Source organism: Paenibacillus sp. Y280 (genome assembly GCF_056786335.1).
Window position 1 is genome coordinate 1 of record NZ_JBXCIW010000045.1, and the last position, 10,760, is coordinate 10,760.

At 41.3% G+C, this 10,760-nt stretch carries 9 protein-coding genes; all 9 read right to left on the bottom strand.

Annotated elements, in window-relative coordinates; all coding sequences use genetic code 11:
* Positions 1 to 112 precede the first annotated feature (112 nt).
* On the bottom strand, positions 113 to 688 hold the full coding sequence (locus tag AC1TPC_RS26530) for a hypothetical protein (RefSeq protein WP_482069727.1): 576 nt from the start codon (positions 686 to 688) through the stop codon (positions 113 to 115).
* Positions 685 to 978: a hypothetical protein gene (locus tag AC1TPC_RS26535; protein ID WP_482069728.1), complete on the bottom strand. Its 294-nt coding sequence runs from the start codon at positions 976 to 978 to the stop codon at positions 685 to 687. The genes AC1TPC_RS26530 and AC1TPC_RS26535 overlap by 4 nt, the downstream gene beginning before the upstream one ends.
* Positions 979 to 1,031: 53 nt before the next feature.
* Positions 1,032 to 1,433, bottom strand: a complete 402-nt coding sequence (locus AC1TPC_RS26540) for a hypothetical protein (RefSeq protein WP_482069729.1) — start codon at positions 1,431 to 1,433, stop codon at positions 1,032 to 1,034.
* 92 nt (positions 1,434 to 1,525) lie between these two features.
* The gene (locus AC1TPC_RS26545) at positions 1,526 to 2,326 is read right to left on the bottom strand and encodes a metal-dependent hydrolase (protein WP_482069730.1); all 801 of its coding nucleotides are present in this window, start codon (positions 2,324 to 2,326) and stop codon (positions 1,526 to 1,528) included.
* A 66-nt stretch (positions 2,327 to 2,392) separates the two neighbouring features.
* Positions 2,393 to 3,079, bottom strand: coding sequence for an EAL domain-containing protein (locus AC1TPC_RS26550; protein WP_482069731.1), 687 nt, complete (start codon positions 3,077 to 3,079; stop codon positions 2,393 to 2,395).
* An 11-nt stretch (positions 3,080 to 3,090) separates the two neighbouring features.
* A complete protein-coding gene (locus AC1TPC_RS26555; protein ID WP_482069732.1) occupies positions 3,091 to 3,654 on the bottom strand; it encodes a hypothetical protein in 564 nt (187 codons plus the stop codon).
* Between the two features lie 111 nt (positions 3,655 to 3,765).
* Positions 3,766 to 4,083 (bottom strand): hypothetical protein, encoded by a 318-nt coding sequence (locus AC1TPC_RS26560; RefSeq protein WP_482069733.1) that lies wholly within the window; start codon positions 4,081 to 4,083, stop codon positions 3,766 to 3,768.
* A gap of 477 nt (positions 4,084 to 4,560) precedes the next feature.
* On the bottom strand, positions 4,561 to 5,382 hold the full coding sequence (locus AC1TPC_RS26565; protein WP_482069734.1) for an imm11 family protein: 822 nt from the start codon (positions 5,380 to 5,382) through the stop codon (positions 4,561 to 4,563).
* Positions 5,383 to 5,459: 77 nt separating this feature from the next.
* Positions 5,460 to 10,292 carry a S8 family serine peptidase gene (locus tag AC1TPC_RS26570; protein ID WP_482069735.1) on the bottom strand — a complete coding sequence of 1,611 codons (4,833 nt, stop codon included), beginning with the start codon at positions 10,290 to 10,292 and terminating at the stop codon, positions 5,460 to 5,462.
* Positions 10,293 to 10,760 lie beyond the last annotated feature (468 nt).

The following is a 10,760-nucleotide window of genomic DNA, read 5'->3' on the forward strand; positions in this document are numbered from 1 at the left end:
ATCCATGCTTGACGACGTTGTTCTCTCGTGGTCATGTGGCAACCTCCTTCATTGGGTTGCCTTCATTTTCTCATGAATGGTTTGGACGTTGAAGGTGGGCTGGATTTGACGCTTACGGATCAGTTACACTATCAATACCGATCACCAGCGACTTTAAAATCTCTTCGCCGGTTAAGTTCTGATAGGTTATATCTGCTTCCCCGATAATGCCAGCAAGCGTCAATTGTGTGATCCAGTTTAGGCCCACATTGATGATATTCATGACCGTTAAGCTGATGGCCGTGGCGAGGAAGCAGCTCGCAAACACTTTGAGCAGCTTCCCCATTTCTTTTTTACCCTTTATAACCTGAACCGCCAGTACGCCAATGCCAATCATCAGAGCAATTAAGCTAAAAAGTGAAAAGATCGACCAACCAGTGAAGACAAACTTCATTTCTGCGACTTGTGGCGAAAACAAATAACTCTTTGCGAATGCACCATAGAGGGGTGTTACAAATTCATCTGCCCAAGTAACGACTAATCCCTCGATGGCATCTTTAATGAGTTTACCTGTCATTAAATCTTTGAAAGTCGTTGTTATATCTCGCAATTGATCGCCCAGGTCGTTCACCCAATCGGGAATAAACCACTTTCCACTATCCTCTTCCTCCGCAGCTGCCAAATAAGAATAGGGCATCCCTTGTATCACATCGTCCACCCCGTCTTTCGAAGGACATTAAACAAACCTTCTACGATAGTGAAAATACCTGACGTCATGAAAAGCATAATAATAATAATCGCCACGCCCATGCGCTTCCAAAACGTTGTATCTGCTACATTTGCTTTGCCTAGCTTCACCAGCCATAGAAAGGCGATAATCTTATACAACCAATAGACAAAGGCGTACGTACAAATCACCGTGGCTAGTGCTCCTGCGATTACCAATACCCAATCCATCATCCCCAACTGACTGACGTCAATGGTGTACATTTTTTTCATTTTGCCTACGTAGGAATCTGTCGATGATGAGGCTAGAAAACTAAAACTAACCATTATACACCGGCATCGATATCTTGCTTGCTTGTCCACGTGTACACGCTCTCCAGAAAATCAAGAAGAAGACCACTAAAGAAGAAAAAGATAAGGAGAAATACAACGCCACATTCAATCCAGAATTTTTTATTATTGAGACTCTCCTTCGCACGCTTCACATTTATGGCGAATTTGATAATGTCATAGAGACTGTAAACCAATAAGAAAATAATCATAAATGAGATCGGAATCATGATGAGGTAAAACAAGAAGCCTAGTCCATCTAGAATCTTCCAATCAAACTTAAAGTACTGTTTGATTTTTGTAATCGGATTCTGCTCATCTGCTGCAAAAGCCACAACGGGCAACATCCATAACATAATCATCATGGGCAACCAAACTAGCCATTTTTTTATTTTCATTTTTAAAACACCTTTCGTTTATAGGATATTTGTAGGACTTAATTGTTTTTGCTTCAAAAGCAGATCATTTAAGGTCTGTTTTTGTAGGAGTTTTATAGGAGAGAAAATAATAGGGTATCTACTTTCCAATTGGTTGGCAGCAAGAGAATAAACCAGCAGACAAGACTAATGCCCCAACATAGCTTTGAAAAGAATCGTTCACCAGCACCGCCATTATCAAATAGCCGGAGGGCAAGATGGATTCTTTTGATAAGGAGTGAATGGATTCCCTCACGGCCAAATAAATCGCCTATGAGATGAGCCCACCAGCCAACGACCAGCCCTATACTTGCAGCATGTACGAGCCATAACTCGCTTTGTTGGGAGAAAGAGAGTGCTCCTACCGTTATGGCCAGTGCAAATTCAGGCGTGTGAATGATGCCTCGATGCTTGACCATGGGAAGGATAAAAAGCGCAGCCCCAGCTAGTGCCGTAAACCAGTGCCAATCATAGATGGCATACGCTACAAGTAATAAGGCACCAGCACCCAGGAATACCAGGCTGCGTAATTTGGAAAGCAGCATGCAAAGTACTCCAGCGCCGACCAACAATGGCGCACTTTTTATCCATAACGGATCTAGGTCGAATCCGATTTGTGGAAGTCCCCAGCAGGCTGCTCCTATGAGCATGAGCAGCATACCAAGCGAGCTTGCGAGTCTCCTGTTTTGCGTGGAGAGTTGAATCAAGTTACTGGCCGTGCTCGTCTTATGGTCGATATCAGGTGCCAAGCTGCCAATAGCTACAGCTAAGATATAAACAACCGGCGCAGCGATATGCAGTTGCGCCAAAGGCAAGGCGGTAAGCAGTACCGATCCAGCAGCTACACCAAGCGCAACATGTCCTGCTTTATTCATTGTTTTCACCTCCTCTCGGTGATCGATGAGCATAAAAAAAACGACTCCTATAACTACGAGAATCGTTTAATGATTTAATGTTTGTGATAGCTGTAAACGAGTTGACACCCCCTCTACTTGGGTTAGCTGCCTGCCTAGATGATAACCTTGCACGTAACGAACGCCGCTATTTTGTAAGAGTTGCAGCTGCGCTTCCGACTCTACACCCTCGACGATGAGTTTGATCTCCATTAACTCGCATAGTTCCACAATAAATCGAATGATTAAAGGCACTTGAGGCGCTGCATACGCAGCAATAAATGATTTATCTAACTTCAGCCATGTTGGGCGAAAAGACGTCGAGAGCAGCCGATTTAGGTTCGCTTGCTTTACACCAAAATCATCATAAGCAAACGATAAGCCCTTCCTGGCCAGCTGGTTAAGCTGCTGTTTAATGCGAGTGCTGTAAATGGTGGTCTCCATGATCTCTAAGACAATTTGATGATGATGTCGTTCCGGTATCTGAATACCTGCTAGTAATGTTTTGGGATGTACGTTTAAAAATAATTGTTGGTTCGGTTTAAGCAGCGGCAAGGCTTCATTCATAGCTCTGTTCATGAGCTGGGTATCAAAGGCTGCTAAATGATGGGCATATCGACGAAATAATACCGATGGCGGCTCACCCATAGATCCACAAACAAATGACTCATAACCGATGATATTGCGCCCTTGCTGCACGTCAAAGATGGGTTGATAGCGTAAATAATAGCTCACTTCCTCTCCCCCTAACGATTCAATAATCGTCCAAGAAAGCCTACAGGCTTCCGATTCGAAATTTGAAGCAATTTGTCCATTACCAGTTCGGCCTCTTCAGATTGATGAAAGGGATCGCAGGTAGGCATGGCCATCACCTGCCTACCTGCAAGTGCCTCAGCCATTTCTTCGCTTGCATCATGAGTCGCCATAGGGAGTACTATGCGCCATTTATCTTGCGGCTTATGAATATGCTTTCGGCAAAACTGTGCAAGCTCCCACTGCCGCCAGCTGCTGCCCGATCCGACCAAGATGGGTATCGTTGCACGAAAGAAATGATGCGCATGCTCGCTTGTATTTACATTCCCCAGGTCGATGACTAAATATTTGAACGGTTCGGCATACGCCTCCATCCATTCCATATCCGCTGTTCCCTTAAAGCATGTTACCTTATCCATTTCAAAGCGTGGCTTTGTATTCGTGACACCCGTTTGGTTAAAAGATAAGAACTCAAAGCATGGCTTCCGACCAGCCTCCCACAGCGCCACTCTACCGCTTCCTTGTTTAGAGAGGTAGTTTGCTAGTGCAATGGACATATGCGTGCTCCCTGCCCCATCAAAAGCCCCTGCGACAGCAATAGAGATGGTAGGCTGCTCATAGGCTTGTGTATAAACGGTGGAATCAACCGGCTCTTCATCCTGGTGTTTCTACTCCGGAGCCTCCAGCGTTAGTGTTAAATGCCTCTCCCAATTGGTCTTTGGCCACACCCATGCGATGCCTTGTGAAGTCCAGTGACGCGCATGCTGATGAGATTGCTCCTCGACTACAATCGCAATCGGGATATCCGGTGCATAAATGCTCATACGCTCGATGAGCCCTTGCGCATGATGCTCAGGAATCACAATCAAAGAAACCGTTGCATGTAAAAGCATGTTTTCCATTTGATCTTGGTCCGAACATACGAGGAGCCGATAAGCCGGTGGTAGTAATTCGTTTACTTCTAATCCATAAATCATGATTTGCAACCTTTTGTCACCTCCATAAACATGTAAAAGCCGCCAGCGTATGTCTGGCGGCTTCCCGATTTCATTTTCCTACTCTTTTAGTATAAGCTGTTTTTTTCACTTTTGCGTTTGCATTTCGTAAGCAAAAAGTATGAATTTAAAATCCTTAGTGTTCTAGGATAATAAAATATTGGACCTAGGTTGTTAATCTTGTTCGTTTTTAACTAGAAACATTGGGATAGAATATCCAATCCTTTGCTGATTGCTTATTATAAAACTCCCTCTGAATTTTCTCACAAATACTCGAACCTCTTTTTAGAACAATTGCTCAAATGGCTTAAATTCTTGCTTGCCGGATAAAGGATCCTTTGAAAATACCTATTCTCCAAGGTGAATATCTTCAATAGGCCGTTCTCTAGTTTCGGTCATGACCAGAGCTTCCACTCCAAAGCGGTTGCATGGAAAAAACACCGATCCGAAAAATACAGCAAAGCATCTTTACACGTCTGACTTGTTGGCAACATACCATTTCAGATCAAGCAAGCTCGGAGGATAATACAATGGAAAGACCCACGAATACGAACCGTCTACCTGTAACATTCCTAAAACGAACTTTCCATTTTGATCTTTTTGCATTTTCCATTTACCGCTTTCTACAGCCTGACCTTGCTCGACCTTTTGTTCCGCCTCAGCAAAATCATACTCACTTCCTTTATTCTCTTCATTGATTTTATCCTTTAATTGATTCGAATTTTGTTGAGGAAATTTCTTGGAGTCCAAGTTTTCTTTTAAATCCCAAGCTTCAATAAACTGAAATCCTATAAATCCATGTTTTATTACCTCATCGCGGAATGTATCTGAAACAAAAACTTTAGCTGAACGTTCTAGATGTATTTTGAAAATATGTTCATGTTTAATGCAATCCGGCTTAAATGCATATTTTTCGTAGCCTACCTTTAAACCTGTACTAAGTCTCTCAACCACTGCTTTTTCTTCATCAATACAATCCACAATATTGGTAACATTGATTGCAAAATACTTATCTGATGATTCGACGTCAAGACTTAGCGGAAGAACCTCCACATTGCCATTCATCAAATGCATTAAAGCATTCACTGCATTTTCACTAAAAACGGGAACATTAAATTCAGGGAAGTCACTCTTTTTTCTCTGATACAATTGTACTTTAACATCGCCCCATTCATTAATGACGGAGCCATTAAAATTATTTTTAATATATTGGGGGTAGTCTTGATCCCAATTAACTAACGATAATACATCATGACTATCAACCTGGTTACGTAATATCCAAATTTTCATATTACTCTCCTCATAAACAAGAAATTATCCTTCTCTTACTAGTATACTAAATAAGAGGCGGATGTTTAGTACTATTTCTATTGTTGACGCCCTAAGACTATTGTATCTTCTATTAAACCTTTCCTAATTTTCTGCAACGCCGCTACAGCATCTGCAGTTGTTCCTCCAGCATTTTTTACTTTCCGTAGTTCATCTCTAACAACAACGTAATAATTATTCGTATGAGGTCCATTATGAGTGGCTAAATCAACCATAGTACCTTCCCAATCCTCAACTTCGATAGATAGTTCACCTTTTCGTTTGGGCAACCAAACACCATTAGCTGCAGAATTTAAATCAATTCCAAATTGATCCAGCAGATCTCTTGCCTCATCGCCTGCGGGGTACTTAGGGGCTTTCGCAGTTGAAGGTACGATATGATGTGCTTGCCACTGGCTCGATGGAATTGTTGTAGTATCCGGATACAAGCCAGCTTTGTTTAATTCTTTACCTAGGATCTCTGAAGGGCTTGAGCCCGTTAATGTGGATTTTGTCCTTCCGGCAACTTGTATTTCATAAACAGAAGACGGAATACAAGTTGAATTATGCGTCAAAATTCCTAAGGTCGAAACATAATAAGTATGAAAATCCTGAACACTAAAATTAAATACAGTTTTCTGTTCTTGTTTTATTTCAATCCGCTCGATTGCTAAATGAGAGCCTTTATCCGTTTCAAATAAGTCTCCCACAACGAGATCTTTTGCAGTAATCCATCCTTTATCAACCACCCAAAAAGGATGCAGGTTTGTTGTTGTTAATACTTCTCCACCGACATAAATGTTATAAGACTCTGCAATAACCTTTTGAAATAACTGATCTACTGGCTTATAAGCGACTTCATCCGTTTCGGGATTCTTGGATAGCACTATATCACCGATTTGAATTTGTTCAATAGGCTTTTCTCCATTATCAGTAATAACCTTAGTGCCAGCTATAAAACAATTACAAGGATTATTGTAGAGTTTTTTGAAAGCTCTTGTGCCAAGTACACTACCCCTTGTTACGTTACCATAGAATGGTATCATCGAAAGAGCTGAAATTGCACCATTGACTTCATCGCCATTAATAAGATACAATACCGCGCTGGTACCATCTGCGAGTTCACCAATTACAGGTATCATACCTCCAAGCGCAAGCAGGTTTTGTAAATTTTCGTATGTTGATAGATTGGGGTTGTAAACAAAATTCTCCGTAGTATGCCAAAACTTTTCCAATCCGTTTAACCCATACATTGTTCTCGACCATGCCACATATTGTGTCTCTTGAGGCGTAGCCTTGTATTTCTCCCATACATATTTAATAAAGTAATTTCTGGAAGCTTCGCTCTTATCTTTATTACTAGCCGTTATTAGCGTTCCGTTGTAATTTTTAACCGGAGGCGCTGGAATAAGGCGGCTCAAAGTAGTAGATTCATTTATCACTGTGAGGCCATTATAGGTGGGGAACTTATTACCCGGAGAGTCGGTAGGAGCGATTCGGATGGTGTACCTACCATTCTTGGCAAGTATTTTCTCCGCCACTCCGTCGTAGTCGCCGTCGTATCCTCTCCCTAAGTGCGTATTTTTGTTAAGTGTTCCGTTCCATGTAAAACTGTGCTTCTTAGGTGAAGTGGTACCACCTTCCAAGTTGTAAATAAATTTTTCATAAACAACCAGTCCTTCATGGTTAATAACTTCGACTTTAGTTGTCGGATGTGGATCCCAATAATAGAAGCTAACGGATGCGTAGCTATCAGTAGAACCGTCGATGAGCAACCTCTGAGCTGAAATATCGGAAGCGGAAATGGTTTGTCCGTTTACTACATAGCTCACTTGTGATTGCTTGTGAGACAATTGATAATCGGATGAGAGCGAACGCATTTCATTTTGCCCGGATAAAATTTGTGTATCCTGGTGGTATTCAACACGAGCATAATAAGTACCGGCCGGGAGATCGAACATCTCTGTACTCTCCGGTAAGAAAATCCCGTAGGTGTTGCCCAAACTGTCTTCGATAGTCACTTTGTTTGCACTGATGTTCAAGTGCGCTTGAGTTAATTCATCAAGCGTAACCTTGTAGTAGTCGATGTCATAGGGTGAAGAGAGCTGATTGGTGTATATGAGCTCCCATGCCGCAGGCTCTGCCGTTTCCCGGGTACTGTTCAAATCATCTTCTACCATTAATCGTGTGTTTAAGCTTCCAGAATTGAGATAATGTCTGACTTTAACGCGATATTTGACACCAGCTGTTAAATTCTGTTCAATTTTTGAGAAGCCATTACCATAGGCTCCGGTTGTGTCGTCATTTCTTGCGATCAGATGGCCGGTTTCGTCATACAAATACATAACTGTATCGTTCTCAGAACCGATCCCTTGATATGGTGACGTAAAAAAACGATGCAATCCCGATTGTTCTGGCGTAAAATCATAAAAAGCACTATCGGCAGTTCCCTTTGAAATATCAACTGGAGTGTTCAAGTCAAGGACAGGAATGACAAGTGACTGATCTAGTTTCACTGTCTGTACTTGAGTTCTAGTAGCTCCCCCGTTAAACCCAGACAATCTAAAATATAACGTATTAGATGTACCAGTATAAAAAGATTGCTCGGAAAAAACGTTTTCATTGCTATCATCATTAAAAGACATTAGTTGAGTCATATTCTCATCAGTGAAAGTCCTTAATACTGTGTCACTATAACCGTTTCCAATATCCCCAAAGAAGAAATCGGTAAATATTTTATAAAACCCTGTTTCTGGAGCAGTAAATTTCAGATCAACCGTATTCCCAGAAAGAGATTCTACACTAATCTTTTGATTGAGTGTCAACTCCATAGGGGATGGATCAACGGTTGCGTTTAGACGGGCATAAACAGAGCCGCTGCTACTGTAATGTCGGAGTTTTGCGTAATAAGTGACGTTTCCACTTAGACCTACATTGATTTCAGAAAAAGTTGTTCCATTTGCATCATCGTTGATAGCAATTCGGTTCGTAAGTCCAGCGTCTGTGTATAACTCTAAAACAGTGTCGTTAGAAGTTCCATAACCGCCGAAAGGCTGGGTAAACAATTTATGCGATCCTGAGTTCTCCGGGGTGAATTTGTATACAGAAAAGCTACCACAGCTCAGATTGACATCAATAGGTTGGTTTAAAAATAGAGTTTGATTATCCAGTATAATCGTGGACAGTGAAAGGGTGTAGGCTTGAGTATCATCATAGTCCAAAATGTATCCAAGAACCTTTATATAATAAGTGTTGTAAGCTTTTACAGGAACGTTTATAACTTCAGCTTCCCCAATACCGTACCAATCCCCAGATGCTACAATATTACCGTTTTTATCATAGACATAGAAGTCATAATCACGGTTATAGGGTACCTGTAACGTAATACTCAAACTTCCGGTCCGATCAGCAGCGAATGAGAAATAGTCAACGTCATGACTGTGAGAAATCAGTGAAGAATAGTTCTGTCCAGTATAACTATCGTAAGCAAACTCGGTTGTATCGTTTGGTTCAAATGTATCGGATAACAATGTCATGCCTGTAGATGAAGAGGAAGGTAACGCAAATTTCGCGTTATATTCTCCAATCTTTTTATGATACTCGTTTTTTATTTTGTTAAAATCAAATGAATTGGTAGAGTAGTACTGAGCTACACTAGATTCAATCTCCTTCATCTCTGTTTCAACTTTTGTTGATTGTCTTAGATTAGGAGGTAGTTGATGCAGTTCTGAGTTGTTTATCAAGAGTTGGTTATACGTTTCGTCAATTTCCTTTGCGAGTTTAACTTCGCCTTGTTTAACTGCCTTTTCCTTTAACTTCTCAAGCTTTTTCATTAACCCGAGTACTAATATATCCTCACTCTTTACATCTAAGGGAGCAAGGTCTGAATCAGTTGGAGGAGTGGGCTCCGGCACTGGTTGTCCGTCTATCGGAGCAATCGGTCCATCTATGATGCCCAGCGCTTTCGCAAGATTAACTAATCCATGACCATATTCATTTGGACTTCCAAGTGGACTTGCAGATTCAAAAAGATCTTTCTTTACTTCCTCCGTTCCTATGGATTTACCATGTCCCATAAGAACAGCCGCCGCAGCGGTTACATGCGGAACCGCCATGGATGTTCCAGACATAAGACCATATCCACCGTCATGTGTTGTACTTATGATGTTTGATCCCGGCGCGACAATATCCAGACTGTCTCCCGTACTGGAGTAATAAGCTCTTTGGTGAGATCGAGTTACGGCACCTACCGATATTACCTCGGGATAAATGGCTGGATACAGCTCCGTTTCTGATCCTAAACCGCCATTTCCAGCGGCAGCGATGATTAAAATCCCATTATCATTGGCAGCTTTAATGGCGTTATGCAAAGCCTCACTTGGGCTTGTACCACCAAAGCTCATTGAAAGAATGTCGATTTTATTCTGAATTGCCCATTCGATCCCGGCCACTGCTTGAGAATAAGTACCGTAACCATTTGCGTCTAGAACTTTGACTGCATAGATTTTCGAAGCTGGGGCTACACCGATTACTCCTATGTTATTGCTGAGGGCGGCAATAGTTCCCGCAACATGAGTACCATGACCATTATCGTCAGCGAAGCTTTCGTGATTTTCTAAAGTCGAGAAACCTCCTGCGATTTGCAAATCTGGATGACTTGAAATACCTGTGTCAAGAACCGCGATCTTTACATTGGTACCAACAGCATCTTTTTGTTGGGCAAGATCTGCTCCTATCGATTTAAACCCCCAAGGAATAGATTGACCAGGTTCAACCGCCTCAACTTTTTCAATCATATCAACGGATGCAGCTTTTATTTGGGCATCATTCTCTATAAAAGTGATTTCTGCATCATTTCTTAACTTTTCAACTTCAGTGGGCAGAAGATTCACCACAACTGTGTTACTATGTACGTTCTTTTTGGTTTTACGGTTTTTCCAACCTTTTTTTTCAACAAACTCATTTAAATTGTGATTTTTTTTAAACCTAAAATGTACGATGACTTATTCTGATCAAAGGAGCTTTCTTGCTCCGAGTAATATACAGAGTTTGAAACGGATATTTCCGTATTAGTCGCTCCATTTCTATCAGTATTATCAGCGCTAACATTTAAACTATTACTCACCAGTACTACCATAGTAAGTAGAAAAACAATAACCTTTTTGATTGCAATTCTTCGCATACAAGATTACCCTCCGATTAATTTAATTGATATTATAAATGTCATACGAATCTCAGGTACTACCTCCCACTATAAAGTAATGTTTTCTCCCGTTTTCTCGCTTATTCTCAGTATTACAACATTGACACCTTGTGTGGTAGTGGTGGAGAATGTATACTCTACATCATTTTCTGTAAGG